General features: G+C 41.5%; 16 protein-coding genes. 15 read left to right on the top strand and 1 reads right to left on the bottom strand.

The annotated features are described in order from the left end of the window. Positions 1-128: 128 nt before the first annotated feature. From dnaG to pepT, 4 genes are all read left to right on the top strand, one after another. Positions 129-1,991, top strand: coding sequence for a DNA primase (gene dnaG / locus NRF22_RS01410; RefSeq protein WP_263778868.1), 1,863 nt, complete (start codon positions 129-131; stop codon positions 1,989-1,991). Next, the gene (gene rpoD, locus NRF22_RS01415) at positions 1,984-3,339 is read left to right on the top strand and encodes an RNA polymerase sigma factor RpoD (protein WP_263778869.1); all 1,356 of its coding nucleotides are present in this window, start codon (positions 1,984-1,986) and stop codon (positions 3,337-3,339) included. Before dnaG ends, rpoD begins: the two co-directional genes overlap by 8 nt. Before the next feature lie 69 nt (positions 3,340-3,408). Beyond that, positions 3,409-4,101 (top strand): tRNA (adenine(22)-N(1))-methyltransferase, encoded by a 693-nt coding sequence (locus NRF22_RS01420; protein WP_263778872.1) that lies wholly within the window; start codon positions 3,409-3,411, stop codon positions 4,099-4,101. Continuing rightward, positions 4,098-5,321 carry a peptidase T gene (pepT, locus tag NRF22_RS01425; protein WP_263778873.1) on the top strand — a complete coding sequence of 408 codons (1,224 nt, stop codon included), beginning with the start codon at positions 4,098-4,100 and terminating at the stop codon, positions 5,319-5,321. The genes NRF22_RS01420 and pepT overlap by 4 nt, the downstream gene beginning before the upstream one ends. Positions 5,322-5,334: 13 nt before the next feature. Here pepT and NRF22_RS01430 read toward each other — a convergent pair whose 3' ends face one another. Further along, positions 5,335-5,532 carry a YjzD family protein gene (locus NRF22_RS01430; RefSeq protein WP_263778874.1) on the bottom strand — a complete coding sequence of 66 codons (198 nt, stop codon included), beginning with the start codon at positions 5,530-5,532 and terminating at the stop codon, positions 5,335-5,337. A 77-nt stretch (positions 5,533-5,609) separates the two neighbouring features. Between NRF22_RS01430 and NRF22_RS01435 the strand changes: the two genes are divergently transcribed. From NRF22_RS01435 to NRF22_RS01485, 11 genes are all read left to right on the top strand, one after another. Continuing rightward, positions 5,610-8,495, top strand: coding sequence for a DNA polymerase III subunit alpha (locus NRF22_RS01435; protein ID WP_263778875.1), 2,886 nt, complete (start codon positions 5,610-5,612; stop codon positions 8,493-8,495). A 64-nt stretch (positions 8,496-8,559) separates the two neighbouring features. Next, positions 8,560-9,993 (top strand): pyruvate kinase, encoded by a 1,434-nt coding sequence (gene pyk, locus NRF22_RS01440; protein ID WP_263778876.1) that lies wholly within the window; start codon positions 8,560-8,562, stop codon positions 9,991-9,993. A 255-nt stretch (positions 9,994-10,248) separates the two neighbouring features. Then, the gene (xerD, locus tag NRF22_RS01445; RefSeq protein WP_263778877.1) at positions 10,249-11,157 is read left to right on the top strand and encodes a site-specific tyrosine recombinase XerD; all 909 of its coding nucleotides are present in this window, start codon (positions 10,249-10,251) and stop codon (positions 11,155-11,157) included. Positions 11,158-11,179: 22 nt separating this feature from the next. Then, entirely contained in the window at positions 11,180-11,926 is a 747-nt protein-coding gene (locus tag NRF22_RS01450) for a segregation and condensation protein A (protein ID WP_263779263.1), read from the top strand. Beyond that, a complete protein-coding gene (gene scpB, locus NRF22_RS01455) occupies positions 11,923-12,519 on the top strand; it encodes an SMC-Scp complex subunit ScpB (protein WP_263778878.1) in 597 nt (198 codons plus the stop codon). Before NRF22_RS01450 ends, scpB begins: the two co-directional genes overlap by 4 nt. Continuing rightward, positions 12,520-13,230 carry a pseudouridine synthase gene (locus NRF22_RS01460; protein ID WP_263778879.1) on the top strand — a complete coding sequence of 237 codons (711 nt, stop codon included), beginning with the start codon at positions 12,520-12,522 and terminating at the stop codon, positions 13,228-13,230. After that, on the top strand, positions 13,227-13,787 hold the full coding sequence (locus tag NRF22_RS01465) for an ECF transporter S component (RefSeq protein WP_263778880.1): 561 nt from the start codon (positions 13,227-13,229) through the stop codon (positions 13,785-13,787). Before NRF22_RS01460 ends, NRF22_RS01465 begins: the two co-directional genes overlap by 4 nt. A 26-nt stretch (positions 13,788-13,813) precedes the next feature. Beyond that, a complete protein-coding gene (locus tag NRF22_RS01470) occupies positions 13,814-14,794 on the top strand; it encodes a LysM peptidoglycan-binding domain-containing protein (RefSeq protein ID WP_263778881.1) in 981 nt (326 codons plus the stop codon). Beyond that, positions 14,784-15,455, top strand: a complete 672-nt coding sequence (gene cmk, locus NRF22_RS01475) for a (d)CMP kinase (protein WP_412178704.1) — start codon at positions 14,784-14,786, stop codon at positions 15,453-15,455. Before NRF22_RS01470 ends, cmk begins: the two co-directional genes overlap by 11 nt. 27 nt (positions 15,456-15,482) lie before the next feature. After that, complete coding sequence (gene der, locus NRF22_RS01480; protein ID WP_263778882.1) at positions 15,483-16,811, top strand: ribosome biogenesis GTPase Der; 1,329 nt, start codon at positions 15,483-15,485, stop codon at positions 16,809-16,811. Between the two features lie 162 nt (positions 16,812-16,973). Further along, complete coding sequence (locus NRF22_RS01485; RefSeq protein WP_007746485.1) at positions 16,974-17,249, top strand: HU family DNA-binding protein; 276 nt, start codon at positions 16,974-16,976, stop codon at positions 17,247-17,249. Positions 17,250-17,257 lie beyond the last annotated feature (8 nt).

The following is a 17,257-nucleotide window of genomic DNA, read 5'->3' on the forward strand; positions in this document are numbered from 1 at the left end:
CAGCCAGATCATTTTGAGTTTACATAATCTGGTATTTTCACTTAAATAAGCTGCTGAGCGCCCGTGGTGGCGCGTTTTTGTTTACTTGACAAAGTCAAGTATTCAGCATATAATTTAGTCTCGATCTAATGGCAGCTTTAATTCCTAAAGAGACAATTGAACAGGTAAAGGATGCCGCTAATATCGTTGACATTGTTGGTCAATATGTGGATTTGAAGAAAAAAGGTAAATATTATTGGGGACTTTGCCCTTTCGTAACTGAGAATACGGCCAGTTTCACAGTGGATGAAGAAGGGCAGCGGTATAAATGCTATTCTTGCGGCCGCAGCGGCAATGTTTTTGACTTTTTATCTGAAAAAAAAGGCCTATCTTTCCCTCAAGCTGTAATGGAAGTTGCTTCTGGCCTAGGTATTCATATTGATCAAAAATATACGGAAAATGCTGGTAGCCGTTTTAGCGAACAAGAGCAGCGCCTGATTGATCTCAATAAGCAGGCAGCTGAGATTTTTAATCACCTGCTTTTAAATACAGACTTGTCTGGACAAGCATTGCATTATCTTGAAAAAGATCGCCATCTTGACCGTCAGACGATGACTGATTTTCAGCTCGGTTATCTCCCTTCAGACTGGTCTTTACATCATTTTTTTGATGAAAAGAAGATTCCAATGGAGGAACAACTGACTTCAGGGTTGATTTCTCAGTATGACGACGGCAGTTTTCACGATGTCTTTGCTAACCGCGTCATGTTTCCACTAAAAGATAGTTATGGCAATGTTGTTGGTTTTTCAGGCCGTACACTAGACTCGACTAACTCTGCCAAATATATTAATTCCAAAGAAACAGCGATCTTCAAAAAATCCAGGCTGCTCTATCATTTTGACCAGGCAAAGCAGGCAGCCAAACTTTCTCAGCGTTTCTTATTGCTGGAAGGCTATTTGGATGTGATCGCGGCACACAAAGCCGGGATTGATTATGGTATTGCGTCGATGGGTACAAGCCTGACTAAAGAACAGCTGCAATTAATTTCTCGCAATAGTCCTAAATTGACAATCGCCTATGATGGTGACTCAGCCGGACAGAACGCAACTTGGCGTGCGATTTCCGAGACTAGGCAATTTCCTCATCTTCAAGTCGATATTGTCACGATTCCTGCTGGCAAAGACCCCGATGAATATTTGCAGGAGAAGGGACCAGAAGCACTCAAACAAATTTTCGAGCAAGACAGTAGTTCCATCAATGATTTTGCGTTGGAATATTTAAAACGCAATCGTAATTTGAGTAATACAGCTGACTTAAGTGCTTATACGACTGATTTGCTGACCTTTTTGTCAGACCATCCTGATCCAATTGCTAATGATCTAACGTTAAAAAAACTGTCTGACCAGTTCGGGCTTAGCAGATCTGTGCTGGATCAATCCCTCACACAGCTCACCAAGAATAGTCCGAAAACTCGGATCATCAATCTACAACGATTTGCCGAGTCCGAGCTTGGACCTGGCTCGATGCCGGTAGGCACCACAACGACGGTACGTGATCCAATCAGCGGGCAGCAATCGATGATCGAAAGAAAAATGATTGTATCGGCTGTTTATCATGAATCCGTGTTTAAAGAGATCGAGAAGAATCAGGATTTTGCCTTTCAAAGTCCTGAAAATCAGCTTTATTATTTCCTTATTAAGGGCTTTCGCAGCAGACACCCAGGGATAGAATCAATTGGATCGGCACTGATGGAGAATATGACTGCAGCAGAACAAGAAAAATTTGCGCCCCTGATCAGTCATCAATTAGCCCTTTACTCGACAGCTAACATTGATGCGATCGATGATTATATCTGGCAGCTGACCGTGAGAATTCCCTTTGAGAAACAGATTTTGAGTCTAAAATCGCAAATACAGACGGCAATCAATTTAAATCAAAGCGACCAGATCAAAGAATTGAATGTTAAATTGGCAAAATTAATGAAAAAAAAGGCGGAGAACAAATATGACTAAAAAAATTGTTGTTTCAGAGAAAAATACTGTTGCAGAAATTCAAGAGGCTTTAACTCAAGCCGATGTCAATTTTTTGAAAAAGGATAAAAAAGCGGTTTTATTGCACTTGGCTCAGAAAAACAATCAAAAGGCAGACCGTGCAGAAAAAAAGACTCATACTGCAGCAGACAAAAACAAAATTGTGAAAATTGCCGATCAGCCTGCTGGACTAAATCAGGCTCAAACCTCTGCAGATTTTGATGAAAAAGCCTATGAAAAAGCCTTAAAAGCCTTTATCAAAAAGAACAAAAAAGCAGGCCAAGTTGTTTATGACGAATTAGAAGAAAAGATGGCCAAACCGTTTTCTCTGGATGCTGAGAAAATTGATAAATTGATTGAAAAAGTTGAAGATGCCGGTATTTCAATTGTTGATGAAGATGGCAACCCTTCTGAAAAGTCTCTGAATACGAAGACGAATAATCCAAGCAAAGAAGAACTATCAGCGGCTTCTTCAGCACCTAAGGGTGTTAAAATCAATGATCCTGTACGTATGTATTTGAAGGAAATCGGACGTGTTTCACTGTTAAATGCCACTCAAGAAGTCGATATTGCTAAGAGAATCGAAAAAGGCGGCGCAGACGGCCAAAGGGCTCGTCAGGAGCTGGCCGAAGCCAACCTGCGTTTAGTTGTGTCAATCGCAAAGCGTTATGTCGGTCGCGGTATGCATTTCCTTGATTTAATCCAAGAGGGCAACATGGGTTTGATGAAGGCTGTTGAGAAGTTTGATTATACCAAGGGCTTTAAATTCTCCACTTATGCCACTTGGTGGATTCGTCAAGCGATTACACGTGCCATTGCCGATCAGGCAAGAACAATTAGAATTCCTGTTCATATGGTCGAGACAATTAATAAGCTGATCAGGATTCAGCGTACGCTCATCCAAGACCTTGGCCGTGACCCAATGCCTGAAGAAATTGGTGCGGAAATGGAATTAACAGCTGATAAAGTGCGTGAAATTCAAAAAATTGCTCAAGAGCCGGTTTCTTTGGAAACACCTATCGGAGAAGAGGATGACTCCCATTTGGGCGACTTTATCGAAGATAATGAAGGCGAATCGCCAATTGAGTCCACTTCTGATCAAATGCTTAAGGACCAGTTAGAAGAAGTCTTGGGTACTTTGACGGAGCGCGAAGAGAACGTGCTGCGTTTGCGTTTTGGTTTGGAAGACGGTAAGACTCGGACTTTGGAAGAAGTCGGCCGTGTCTTTGGTGTCACTCGTGAGAGAATTAGGCAGATTGAAGCCAAGGCTTTGCGCAAGCTGCGTCATCCGAGCCGTTCCAAGCAGTTAAAAGATTTCATGGAAGAATAAAGTTTCTCATGATTTTAAAAACTGAACTCAGCGTTCGGTTTTTTATTATTTTCTTGAAAGGATTTGTTTATGGCAAAATTGTCGGATCGCTTAATGGCAATCTATCGTTTGATCCCAAATGGCGCTCGTGTTGCTGATATTGGCACGGATCATGCAGCAATTCCGATTGCGCTTTTGGAAACAGCTAAATCATCTTGTATTATTGCTTCTGATGTGAGAAAAGGGCCTTTGTTTTCAGCCCAGGAACAGATTGATCTGGCAGATTTAGATAGTCCTCAGCAGATTGAGCTCCGCCTTGGAAGCGGACTTAGTGTGCTCAAAGAAGATGATGATATTGACACGATTGTCATGGCCGGTATGGGTGGCGAGCTCATTGCTAAATTAATTGAAAAGGTACCGAAATTTTTGACAGACAGTCTTCTAATTTTGCAAGCTAATAACGAAGAATACACAGTCAGAGAAGCGATTATTCAGCAAAAACGTACCATCATTGATGAAAAAATTATTCAGGAAGGCCGTCATTTTTATGAGATCATCGTTTCTCGCCCTGCAAATAAATTAAATACTTTAACAGAGCACCAACTCAAGTTCGGGCCGCTGCTTTTACAGGAGGATTCGGATATTTTTCGTCGAAAATGGCAAAAGAAACGTGAGCATTTAGCCAATATTAAAAAAATTCTCGAAGAATCAAAGCAGCAGGGAAGTTTGCGATACGATAGTTTGCAAGAAGAAATAAAAGAGATTGATGAGGTATTAATGTGAAGTACGAAAAATTAGTTGACCGTTTTATTGGCTATGCCAAGATAAATACACGATCCAACGAAGCGTCAAAGACGGTTCCAAGTGATCCAAAAGAAGTTGCTTTTTTAAAGAAACTAGCCGAAGAATTAACACAAATCGGCCTATCTGATGTCCGCACAATGCCTGATGGCTACGTCTTTGCTAAATTGCCAGCAAGCAAAGGCAAAGAAACAGTTACACCAATTGGATTTATTTCGCATGTCGATACAGCCGATTTTAATTCTGAAAATATTCAGCCGCAAATTCATGAAAATTATGATGGGCAATCAGCGATTAAACTCAGCGATAGTGTCAGTTTGGATCCGGCTGTTTTTCCTAACCTTCACAACTATAAGGGCCATACGCTGATTACGACAGACGGCACAACTTTATTGGGCGCGGACGATAAAGCGGGGGTGGCTGAAATTATCACAGCTATGTCTTATTTGCTGAATCATCCAGAGATTTCGCATGGTGAAATCGAGATTGCTTTTGGGCCTGATGAAGAAATAGGTATCGGCGCTGATCACTTCGATACGAAAAATTTTGGCGCCGAATTTGCCTACACAGTCGATGGTTCGATCAAAGGGGAATTGCAGTGGGCGACTTTCTCTGCCTCTGCGGCGACAATCAAAGCTAAGGGTACACAGGTTCACCCCTCATCAGGCTATGGCAAACTAATTAATCCGATTGTTGCCATTATTGATGCCTTTAATCTACTGCCAAATGAGCGGCCGGAAAATACACGCGGCGATGAAGGCTACTATTATCTGTTGGATCTGAATGGGGATGGCGATGCGGCTGAAGCACACTTGATTATTCGTGATTTTAAGCGCGATGGCCTAAAACAGCGCAAACAAATTCTTGCAGATGCTGTTAAACAGGTAAATGCACAATATTCACATCCTGTTTTGGATCTGAATCAATACGATCAATACTACAATATGGCTGATATTTTAAAGGATCATCTGGAGTCGGTCAAATTGGCAGAAGCAGCTTATAAAGAATTAGGCATCGCACCCAATGAGGCACCAGTCCGCGGTGGTACCGATGGTTCTAAAATCACATTTTTGGGTATGCCGACACCGAATATCTTTACCGGAGCTGAGAACCTGCATGGCCCATTTGAATTTGCCTCGGTTCAGGACATGGAATTGGCTGTTGACGTGATCCTCAAGATCATCGCGTTGCAGTCTAAATAAAAACACCGATTTATTATTGATCGGTGTTTTCTTTCGAATTGTCGGCTGATTGAGAAATTGTCGTGATAAGAAACGCGGCTGCTTCACCAATAACTAGAAAGATAATTGAAATTTTCCACGGTATATAAGCCTGTTTTGAAAGTTCGCCAACAATAAAGCCCAAAACATTACCTAAAATAACCGACCAAATACCCACTGCAATATATTTCATGAACAAAGTGTAAGACTGTTGCGTAAAAAATACAAATATACGAACAAAGTTTCGCACATTCGCGATATTATTTACTTGTGAGCTATACACCTTTACAAGTTTTTAGCGAATACGATCTGTTGAGAAATCCCAATAAGACCGACCTGCTCATTAGTGCTTTAAAAAATAAAGGATTTAAGGCGGCAGTTTTGGCAAACCATAATTACCTTTATGGTGCGGAAAAATTCCGTCAAGCAGCGATTTTAGCTGGAATCAAGCCAATAATCGGGTTGACAATCAGTCAAACTGATTTTGGCGAAATTATTGCGATTGCAAAAAATTTTCACGGTTATCAGAATCTAATGAAAATCAGCAGTTATCTAGCTTTTCATCCAGATGAGACATTTGAACTGAAAGATAGCAGCCTGTCACTGACAGATATTGCTTTGATTTTTGAAGACGATCAACATAAAGCGTCTTTATCCAATGCGGACTGTTTTACGAGAAAAGAGCTCGGTTATTTTCCAATTGATTGGGTCAATGAAACAGATGCGATTGTTGCCACGGCGCTTCGGCATATCGATGAAAATGCCCTGAACTTCAATGGACAGGCAGAATTGACTGGCCATAGCCTCCAGGATGCAGACTTTTATGTGTCTCAACTGCCTTCGGATATTTTGCAAAATAATATCAATTTTTTCAATTCTGTACGGAACGACTGGCCTGAAAATGTGAAGCACCTTCCCATTTTCCCATTGCCGCAAGGCGAGACGGATCCTAAAAAGTATCTTTCAGAATTAGTCAAATTAGGTTTGCAAAACCGCTTTTTAAATCGGAAAATCCCCGACAATTATAAAGAGCGCATTGATTATGAATTGAAAGTTATTTTCCAGCTTGGTCTGGCAGATTATTTTTTGGTGGTCTGGGACATCATCAATTTTGCTCGTCACCACAACATTCAGCTTGGTGCTGGTCGAGGGTCGGCTGTCGGGTCATTAGTTGCTTACGCTTTATATATCACAACGATTGATCCAATCGAGTATGATCTCTATTTCGAACGTTTTTTGAATCCAAAACGTGTACAGCTTCCAGATATTGATATTGATGTACCGGGCAATCGCCGTCAAGAAATTGTTGAATATCTGCAAGGCAAGTATTCAATCGATCATTTTTCTCAAATCGGTACTTTCGACACTTTCAAAAGGAGGCTGGCGGTTCGAGATAGTGCACGAATTTTTGCCAGCAGTGAAGGAAGTCTGAAACGTTTTTCTAGATTTATGGCTTCAAATGATGATGCTTTAGAGAATGCGGATCCAGAAAATCTACCAGACGGTATTTCGGATTTGCCTCATGCAAAAGAAATTATCGCACTGGCTAAAAAGATATCCGGACTACCGCGTCACATCGGTATTCATGCCGCCGGAATTGTTTTAAGTCCGGAAAAATTAGTTAATTATGTCCCTTTAAATCGTGTTTCCGATACGACGGTGACACAATTTGATAAAGATGATGTCGAGGCAATCGGCTTAGTTAAATTTGATTTGCTGCGTTTAACTAACCTCGATATGATTGCCGATATGCGTGCGCTAATCAGAAAAAATACTGGTCGGCGAATTAATCTGGACCATGTGCCGTTGGATGATATTAAAGTGCTGACCATTTTTAGGACACTGCAGACAAATGGCATTTTCCAATTTGAGTCTGATTCGGCCAAAAGCGCTTTAAAACAGGTATCTGTCAGCAGTTTTGATGATATTGTAGCAGTTAATGCATTGAATCGGCCAGGGCCGTCGGAAAATATCCCGGCTTATGCAAAGGGCAAGGCCGATTCAAGAGAAATTCATATTATCGATGAAAGTTTGCGAAATATTCTACAGCCGACTTATGGTGTGATTATTTATCAAGAGCAGGTCATGCAGATTGCACAAGTTTATGCTGGTTTTTCTTTGGGGGAGGCCGACGTTTTTCGAGCAGCAATCGGGCACAAGAATGAGAGCGTTCTGATGGCTCAGCACGATGCTTTTGTTGCTGGTGCTTTAAAAAAGGGTCATGAGAGTCGGCAGGCAGAAGAAATTTTCGCTTATATCGAGCGTTTTGCTAATTATGGTTTTAACAAAAGCCACGCGGTTGCCTACAGCAAACTCGCTTTTGAAATGGCTTTTGTCAAAGCCTATTTCCCATTAGAATTTTTCTCTGTATTGCTGAACTTTGATAGTAAAACGGCCTACCTGCAAGATGTTAAAAATAGTGGCATTCCGCTTGCCGGTCCGGACATCAATCATGCCCAAAACGGCTTTTCCAGTGGCGACAATGTGATTTACACCGGGCTGGGCAAAATTAAGGGGCTGAACAGAAAAGTTGTCGAGCAGATTTTAAACGAACGTGACAGCAGTGGTCCTTTCCCGACCTTAATTGATTTTTTGCAGCGGATGTCGGGCAGTGATTTGAGTGAAAACGATATCATACAGCTGGCCTTTGCCGGGTCTTTGGACCATTTTGGCTATACACGTCAAGAACTCGTCGAAAATGCCGCTTCTCTGATTACGGCCATGCAGTTTGGCGGCAGTCTTCTTAGTGAGACGAAATTGAACGCCGCAAAAGAAATGCCTCTATTGCAGCGTTTACAGCAAGAGAAAGCTGTTTTGGGTTTTTCGATTTCTGGTCATCCAATTGATAGTTTGAGAAAAGAAATTCTTGCTAAGGGCTACACGCAGGTTAGTGACTTAAAGACAGACACCGAAGTGAAAATGGCGGTCATGGTGGATTCTATCAGAACTACTCGCGATAAGAATGGTAATCAAATGGCTTTTGTCTCTATTTCAGATGGCAGCGGCGAAAGTTCCTTAACTGTTTTTGCTCGTGAATATGCGAAAGCCGCACCAATTTTAAAGAATGGCGCTTTAATTGCATTTATAGGAAAAACGCAGCTTAGACGGGATGAAATTAACATTATTGCAAATAAAATCAAGCAGATCGGCGACTGATTTGTGAAGAAAATGTTAAGATAAAAAGTGTTTTGTCAAATGAAAATCAAAATAGGAGCATTAAATGAAAAAGACAAAAATTGTTTCCACCTTAGGACCTGCTTCAAATGATCTTAAGACTATTTCCGCGTTGATTAATAATGGGATTAATGTTGCCCGTTTTAACTTCAGCCATGGTGACCATGATGAACATGCCAGCCGAATGGCTTTGGTTCACGAGGCTGAAAAAAAGACTGGTAAATTGATCGGTTTCATGCTTGACACGAAGGGTGCTGAAATCAGAACAACTGTCCAGGACACACCAACCGGAAAAATCGAATTCAAGCAAGGCGATAAGCTGCGCATTTCAATGAACGAGAAATTAAAGGGTACCAAAGACAAAATCGCCGTTACTTATAAGGGATTGTACGACGATGTCAAAGTTGGCGGAAAAGTTTTGTTTGATGACGGAATTATTGAAATGACTGTCACAGACAAGGATGTTGAGAAAAGAGAGCTGATCGTCGAAGTTGATAACGATGGCGTTCTTGGCGGCAGAAAAGGTGTGAACGCACCTGGTGTTGCTATCAACCTGCCTGGTATCACTGAAAAAGACAAATCAGATATCGAATTTGGTCTGGAGCAGGGCATTGACTTTATCGCTGCTTCGTTCGTGCGTAAAGCCGAAGATGTTCTTGATATCCGCAAACTGCTGAAGAAGCATCATCAAGAAAAGCATGTCATGATCTTCCCTAAGATTGAATCTCAGGAAGGTATTGATAATTTTGAATCAATCATTGAAGTTTCTGATGGGTTAATGGTTCCTCGTGGCGACATGGGTGTTGAAATTCCTTATGAAGAAGTGCCTGTCATTCAAAAGAAAATGATTCGTTATCTGAATCGTTTGGGCAAACCTGTCATCACAGCAACTCAGATGCTGGATTCTATGATTGAGAATCCTCGTGCTACCCGTGCCGAGATCAACGATGTTGAAAACGCTGTTTGGGATGGCACTGATGCAACGATGCTTTCTGGTGAATCTGCTAACGGTTCATGGCCTGTAGAAGCTGTTAAAACGATGGCGACATCTGATGAATATGCCGAAGACCATGTTCATGATGATGGTAACCGTATTGATTTGCACAATGAACCAAAAACAAGCGACACTGAAGTTTTGGCTCAAGCCGCTGTTGATGCAGCTCGCGAGGCTGGTGCTAAGGCCATTGTGGCTTCGACTGCCTCTGGATATACAGCACGTTTGATTTCTAAGTATCGTCCAGACATGCCGATTCTGGCCATCACTTATGATGAATTGACTGCCCGTTCATTGACAATCAATTACGCGGTTTATCCAGTTGTCGAAGAAGCACCTGAGACGACCGACGATATGATTGAATTAGCCAAGAAAACGGCTCACGACAAGAAATTAGCTAAAAAGGGCGACACAATCGTTGTTACAGCTGGTTTGCCTATTAAGACGCCGGGAACTACCAACTTAATTCACGTTGTCAAACTTTAAAATTGCTGACGAAAGAATTTATCTTTTGATCGCATATCAAAAAGAGTGGTTAGATTTTCTAGCCACTCTTTTTTTTGAATACAAGATCTGTTTAAAGTTGTATGCAATCATTCGTTTATCTTCCTTCAGATTCGTCTCGTGCTGATTGAATTACGGCAAAATAAATGACCAACTGCAGGAGACTGCCGACTATCGATCTACAAAAGGGCATTGAATTAAGAGTTTTTAATATTGTTTAGACTGTATGATGAGATTATGTCAACTAACAATAAAGCGATGAGTGATTTATTAAACGACTATAGTGCGTATCTTCGCAGTGAACGGGGCCTGCTGGAAAATTCTGTCAAAAGCTACCATCAAGATCTCTCAGAATTTACTGATTTTTTATGTCGTCAGCATTTGAGTTTGAATTCGGTTGATCGTTTTACAATTCTAAATTGGTTAAACGAGCAAAAAAAAGCTGGTAAATCAAATAATTCGATTGTCCACATGGTCAGTTCATTGAGAAAATTTTTTGCCTACCTAACTTTAGACAAACATTTGGCACAAAATCCAATGGAAAAAGTTACCACGCCCAAAAAGAGCAGTCATCTGCCACAGGTACTTTCCGCTGAAGAAATAGAAAAGTTATTGGCAGTGCCGGATATTTCAACGAAGCTCGGCCTAAGAAATCGCGCTATGCTTGAAACTATGTACGCAACTGGTTTTCGTGTTTCTGAAATTTGCAACCTGGAAATGGCTGATCTTCATGCTGACTTGGGCTTAGTCACGACGGTTGGAAAAGGTGAAAAACAACGCATTGTGCCGATTGGCGAAATTTCGCTGCTCTATATTTCTAAATATTTAAAAGAATCACGCCCGCTGCTGACGGCCAAAAAGGAGAGTCCTTACTTATTTGTTAATAATCACGGTTCACAGCTTTCGCGTCAAGGCGTTTTTAAATTGATGAAGCAGTTTGCAAATCAGGCTGGTATCACTAAAGACATTAGTCCGCATACGCTTCGGCACTCTTTTGCTACTCATTTACTGGAAAATGGTGCCGATTTAAGAATTGTACAGGAATTACTTGGGCATTCGGATATTAGCACTACGCAAATTTATACGCAGGTCAGCGAAAAACATTTGCGCGATCAGTACAATAAATTTCATCCGCGCGCTAATTGACCTGATTAATGATGATAAAATGATGTTTGTGCCTCAGGAAAAACTAACAATCTCACTCAGCGATTTTAATGGTCCATTGGACCTGCTGCTTCACCTGATCCGCACGCAGGAGTTGGATATTTTTGACTTACCGATTGCAAAGGTGACTGATCAATTTTTACAGTTTATTCATCAGCAATTGACTCCTTCGTTAGACTCAGCAGGCGAGTATCTATACATGGCAGCCAACTTAATCAAAATCAAGTCGCGTTTTTTGCTTCCAACAGTCAATCAGGAGGCGGACCAAGAAGCTGAGAATGATCCTCGTTTGGAACTTGTTCAAACACTGCTTGAATATCAGCGTTATCAAGATGTCGTTGGCCAGATGTCTGAACTCCAGCAGCATCGTGCGCTTTCTTACACACGGCCTGTTGCACAAATACCAAGCGGCATTACGGTAGCGCCCTTATCTCCCGGAGTGACCCTGCAGGATCTTCAGCATGCTTTTTTAAGCATTTGGCAGCGTCATTTACAAGAGAATCCAAAAAAAAGGCGAATCGAAAGGGAAACATTTTCTATCTCAGATAAAATTTATCAAATTAAAGAGCTGTTTCGAGATCGACTCTCAGATTTTCAGGTCGCCTTTGACCAGCTTTTCAAAGCTAAGCAGGATCCGGATGAAATGATTACGACTTTTTTAGCAATTTTAGAGTTGGCCAAAGATCATTTTCTGCACATCAGCCAGAATGAGACGCAAGAAATATACATTGCTAAGAGGCTGGCTGAATGACGTATTTTGATGAGACAGCCGCATTAAAGGCCTTGATCTTTGTCGCAGGAGATGACGGCATCAGTTTAACAGATTTAAGCGGTGTCACTGGGTTTGACCGCTCAGCAATTCAAGATTTATTGGCTTCGTCAGAAGAGAATATGGCAGCGGATTCCAAAAACCCGTTGCGGTTAGTCAAAAATGAGGATACTTACCGTTTAATCACTAAGGCAGACTTTGCACCTTTATTAAGCAAATATTATCAATCGCCAGTTGCTAGCAGCTTATCCAAGGCTAGTCTCGAAGCACTAACCATTATTGCTTATAAGCAGCCGGTCACACGACTAGAGGTCGATAAAATTCGTGGTGTCAATTCGTCCGGTGCTATCTCGCGTCTGCTTTTTCGAGACCTAATTCAGGAATCGGGCCGAAAAAATGAGATCGGCCGGCCGATCTTATACACAACAACCGCTTTTTTTCTAGACTATTTTGGTTTAAAGAATCTAAGCGACCTGCCAGCTCTGCCAGACCTTCAAAATCCCGATGATCTGGATATTGAAGATCAAGCTAATCTATTTTCTCAACGAAAATTTTTTGAAGAAGGGAAAAAATGAATGAATGAACCGCAAAGAGTTCAAAAACGTATCGCGCAGGCTGGTATTGCCTCGCGACGCAAGGCTGAACAGTTGATCATTGATGGCCAAGTAGCAGTCAATGGCAAAACGTTAACTAAGCTAGGGCGAAAGGTTACGGATCAGGACATTATTTCCGTGAATGGCCAAGTCATTAATAGCGAAAAGTTTGAATATTATCTGCTCAATAAACCTGCTGGTTATGTTTCTTCAAATAAAAGCTATCCGAATCAGCCTAGTGTTATCGGTTTGATTAACAGCCAATCACGCTTATTTTCAGTCGGACGGCTGGACCAGGACACGACAGGTGTGCTTCTCCTTACAAATGATGGATCACTGACTCAGAAATTAACACATCCCAAACACCGTATTAAGCGAATTTACGAAGCATTAGTTAAAGGTGTGCCGACCGAAAGCGAGTTAGCGGATTTGACCAAACCAATGAGATTTGACAATGAAATTTTTTTCCCGCAATCAGGCAAAATCATCAAGCAGATTAATCCGACACAAAGCCTATTGGAAGTGACTGTTGCCGAAGGGAAAAATCATGAAATAAAAAAAATCCTGCAGTATATCGGCCATCCGGTCATCAAATTGCATCGCAAAATGTTTGCCGGCATATCTTTGGGTCAATTAGAATCCGGGAAGTACCGAACGCTAACTCAAAAAGAGATTGAGAAATTAAAGCAATGACGAATAATAGAAGCGAACTTAGAAAATTAATGATTACAGTGCTATTTTCCGCTGCAAGTTTTATTTTGATGGTGTTTCCGCAAATACCGATTATTCCCCAGGCTAGTTTTTTGGAATTAGAGCTTTCAATTATTCCTCTACTTCTTTTAAGCTATTTTGTTGGTCTTAAATATGGTCTTTTCGGTTTGATTTTACGTTCTTTGCTCCATTTAATTTTATTGAATAAAGGCGTTGCAACTTGGATCGGCTTGACAACCAACATCGCAGCTGTGCTTGCTTTTATGCTAGTTTTTGTATGGTTGAGAAAACAGAATATTTGGCTGGCAGTCATCACTGCCACGGCAGCTTTGACAATTGTTGCGGTCATTGTAAACGTCGTCTTTGCGATTCCATTGTATGCACGATTTATGAATTTTGATATTAATAAAATTTTGGGCTTTTGGCAGTACATTTTGCTAATGGTTGTACCATTTAATATCATTCAAGGCTTGGTGTGGAGTGCTATTTATTATCCCATTGAACATTTCTTTACAAAAATTTTCAAGAATCGGCTATGATAGAATAAATTCTGTACGAGGTAGACATGAGCGACTTTCAACCATATGATCCAAATGAAGATAATAGTGAAAACGGTCAAAATAAGCGGAAAGGGCAGAGCAGTGCTGCGCCCTTTCAGCCATTAAATGACCGTTTTCCGGATAGCACTGCCAACGAAAATTCGCAAAGTTTTCAGCCGTTTTCACCAACTAGTTTTTCTAGTCAGCAAGGTGATGACAGCTTTGATTTTAGTGCGGCTGAAAAAGCATCGAGTTCCGATAGTTTTCAATCTTTTGATCAGCCATCAGCAGGATCGCCTTTTCAGCAGCCTGCTTCTAATTTTGATACAGACAAGCCATCGGAAACATATTTTCAGCATTCCGAACCAGCGACGAGCCAAGCCCCGGATTCTTTTAGAGGATATGAACAGCCGAATCAAGGGTTTACTAACGGCCAGCAGGAGCCATATTCGCAGTTCGATGCACAAGAGAACGATCATGATTTCGGCCGGCCTGTTAATAGCTATAATCCAAATAATTACAGCGGTAATCAACCAAATCAGCGATCAAGGCAGACTGCTTCACGCAATACAAATCCAATTCCCAAAGGGGCTGCATCTCGCCTGAGCCGTAATTCTGTGGTTGCTCTCGTCATTGCTACTCTAATTATTCTGCTGGCGATTCCGGTAATCGGTTCAGTTGTTGGTGGACGTAAAGCAAATAATGATTCTGGTACACCTTCAGTTGTGACCAACTCCAGCAGCAGTTCAACAAGCAGTCAAACTACGAGCAGCTCTTCTACAACTAGTTCGTCTGCTCCGGCAAGCTCAAGTTCGTCAGCTGCTCAAACTAGCACTAGCAGTAGTGCTGCAACTACCACGAGTTCATATACCGTTAAGGCAGGAGATACGCCTTATGCGATTGCAAAAGCGAATAATATGACAGTAGCCGAACTTTACCAATTAAATGGGTTGGCTGCAGGTGCGACCTTGCAGCCGGGACAGGTTTTGAAGGTCAATGGCAACTAAAATACAAATTGCTATTGATGGACCAGCTGGATCTGGCAAATCAACAATTGCCAAAATTATTGCATCAAAATTTAATTACATTTATGTCGATACCGGTGCTATGTATCGCGCAGTAACGCTTTTTGCTAAATTAAATCAAATTGCGTTTGAAGACGAGGACCGCATTGCCGAATTAGTGGGCACAATCTCCTTAACTTTTGTACCAGCCGATCCAGTTCAGCGAGTCATCTTAGATGGCAGGGATGTCACAGCAGACATCCGGTCAGAAGAGATTACAAATAATGTTTCACTTGTCTCTTCGTATGCAAAAGTGCGCGAGGAGATGACCGAACGACAGCGCCAGATGAGTGAAAATGCCTCAGTTGTCATGGATGGCCGTGATATAGGAACAACTGTCCTGCCTAAGGCACAAATTAAAATTTTCTTAGTGGCTAGCGTGGATGAACGTGCAAGACGGCGTTTTAAAGAGAATCAGGCAAAGGGCATGCCAACTAGCCTCGAGGATTTAAAACAGGAAATTATCGCACGGGATTATAAAGATTCTCATCGTTTAATCAGCCCATTAAGAAAGGCTTCAGATGCTATTGAGATTGATACAAGCACTCTGTCAATCGATCAAGTTGTCGAAAAAATTTCTCAAATTATTAAAACACGTGCATAGGCGCGTGTTTTCTGTATGCTTATATAGATGAGTAAAAAATATACAATTGCGATCGTTGGTCGCCCTAACGTTGGCAAATCCACTCTTTTCAATCGAATCGTTGGCAGCCGAAAAGCGATCGTTAACGATATCTCTGGCGTTACCCGCGATCGTTTATACGAAAAAGCAGAGTGGAATGGTGTCCAGTTTTCGCTGATTGATACAGGCGGTATTTCTGCATCTGAAGACGTTTTTGTTCGGGAGATCAAGGAACAGGCTGAATTAGCCATTGCAGAAGCGGATGCCATTATTTTCGTTGTAGATGGCCATAGCAGCCTGACACAGGACGATCAGCTGGTTGCCAAAATCCTTTATCGGTCTAAGCAAAAAGTTTATCTAGTTGTCAATCATCTAGATAATGCTGAACAGCACGATTATATTTACGATTTCTATGCACTTGGTTTAGGCGATCCGTATCCTGTTTCGGCTGTCCACGGAAACGGTGTCGGCGATCTTTTGGATCAAATTATTGATGATTTCAAGCAAAGCGATAACAGTACTACGGCGCCAACTGATGACGATGATCAAATTCGAATCGCAATTATTGGCCGGCCGAATGTTGGTAAGTCCTCTATTTTTAATGATTTAATTCAGCAGAACCGAGCGATTGTCAGCGATGTTCAAGGTACGACACGTGATGCTGTTGACGCACAGTTTCAAGATGATCAGGGTCAGCGTTTTACCATCACGGATACAGCCGGTATCAGAAAATCGGGCAAGATTATTGAAAGTACTGAAAAATATGCTGTTTTGAGAGCTCAAATGGCTGTTGAGAACGCAGACGTTATTTTAGTGGTGATTGATGCGTCTGCCGGTATTCAGGACCAAGACAAGCATATTGCCGGCTTAGCGACTGATGAAGGACGTGCCGTCATCATCGTTGTCAATAAGTGGGATGCGATCGAAAAGGATGACCATTCCATGCAGGAATTCACAGCGTCCATTCGAGAAGAATTTAAATTCTTGGATTATGCACCGATTCTTTTCGTTTCTGCCAAAACAAAGCAGCGAATCCAACAGATTCCGGATATGGTTGTCCAAGTCGATAATAATCACAAAATGCGCATCCAATCCTCAATTTTGAATCAGACTATTTTGGACGCCTTAGCGCTGCATCCGACACCTACTAAAAACGGTAAACGACTTCGCGTATACTATGCAACACAAGTTGCTGTTGCACCACCGACTTTTGCAATTTTTGTTAATGATCCAAAATTAATGCATTTTAGCTATGAGAGATATTTAGAAAATCAGATTCGAGAAAATTTTGATTTTGCGGGTACACCGATTCGTTTGCGAATTCGTGCGAGAAAATGAATCGCATTTTCCTTCGTTTTCTATGACAAATTGGTTACAATTCGCGCTATGACGGGCTTTTCAGACCGTCTCTTGATATTTGACAGCTATTTTGTGTTAAATTCTTAATAGTGAAATGCATGGTAGTCGTGAATTTTACTAAATTTATAAACAGGAGAAACTATGGCAAATAAGCAAGAATTAGTCGATTCAGTTGCAAAAGCAACCGACCTCACTAAAAAAGATGCAACCGCTGCTGTTGATGCAGTCTTTGATTCAATCGCAAGTTTTTTGAAACAAGGCGAAAAAGTTCAATTGATCGGCTTTGGCAATTTTGAAGTTCGTGACCGCGCTGCTCGTACAGGCCGCAACCCGCAAACTGGTGCGGAGATTAAAATTCCTGCATCAAAAGTTCCAGCTTTCAAGCCTGGTAAGGCACTGAAAGATACTGTTAAGTAAAAACTCAA

It is taken from the genome of Oenococcus kitaharae (assembly GCF_025758695.1).
Taxonomy (GTDB): domain Bacteria; phylum Bacillota; class Bacilli; order Lactobacillales; family Lactobacillaceae; genus Oenococcus; species Oenococcus kitaharae_A.

What these genes read in the sequence shown, in the direction of transcription:
- dnaG (WP_263778868.1), top strand. Translation starts at nt 129, where the DNA reads ATGGCAGCTTTAATTCCTAAAGAGACAATTGAACAGGTAAAGGATGCC.
- rpoD (WP_263778869.1), top strand. Translation starts at nt 1,984, where the DNA reads ATGACTAAAAAAATTGTTGTTTCAGAGAAAAATACTGTTGCAGAAATT.
- NRF22_RS01420 (WP_263778872.1), top strand. Translation starts at nt 3,409, where the DNA reads ATGGCAAAATTGTCGGATCGCTTAATGGCAATCTATCGTTTGATCCCA.
- NRF22_RS01430 (WP_263778874.1), bottom strand. Translation starts at nt 5,532, where the DNA reads ATGAAATATATTGCAGTGGGTATTTGGTCGGTTATTTTAGGTAATGTT.
- pyk (WP_263778876.1), top strand. Translation starts at nt 8,560, where the DNA reads ATGAAAAAGACAAAAATTGTTTCCACCTTAGGACCTGCTTCAAATGAT.
- xerD (WP_263778877.1), top strand. Translation starts at nt 10,249, where the DNA reads ATGTCAACTAACAATAAAGCGATGAGTGATTTATTAAACGACTATAGT.
- NRF22_RS01450 (WP_263779263.1), top strand. Translation starts at nt 11,180, where the DNA reads ATGTTTGTGCCTCAGGAAAAACTAACAATCTCACTCAGCGATTTTAAT.
- scpB (WP_263778878.1), top strand. Translation starts at nt 11,923, where the DNA reads ATGACGTATTTTGATGAGACAGCCGCATTAAAGGCCTTGATCTTTGTC.
- NRF22_RS01460 (WP_263778879.1), top strand. Translation starts at nt 12,520, where the DNA reads ATGAATGAACCGCAAAGAGTTCAAAAACGTATCGCGCAGGCTGGTATT.
- NRF22_RS01465 (WP_263778880.1), top strand. Translation starts at nt 13,227, where the DNA reads ATGACGAATAATAGAAGCGAACTTAGAAAATTAATGATTACAGTGCTA.
- NRF22_RS01470 (WP_263778881.1), top strand. Translation starts at nt 13,814, where the DNA reads ATGAGCGACTTTCAACCATATGATCCAAATGAAGATAATAGTGAAAAC.
- cmk (WP_412178704.1), top strand. Translation starts at nt 14,784, where the DNA reads ATGGCAACTAAAATACAAATTGCTATTGATGGACCAGCTGGATCTGGC.
- der (WP_263778882.1), top strand. Translation starts at nt 15,483, where the DNA reads ATGAGTAAAAAATATACAATTGCGATCGTTGGTCGCCCTAACGTTGGC.
- NRF22_RS01485 (WP_007746485.1), top strand. Translation starts at nt 16,974, where the DNA reads ATGGCAAATAAGCAAGAATTAGTCGATTCAGTTGCAAAAGCAACCGAC.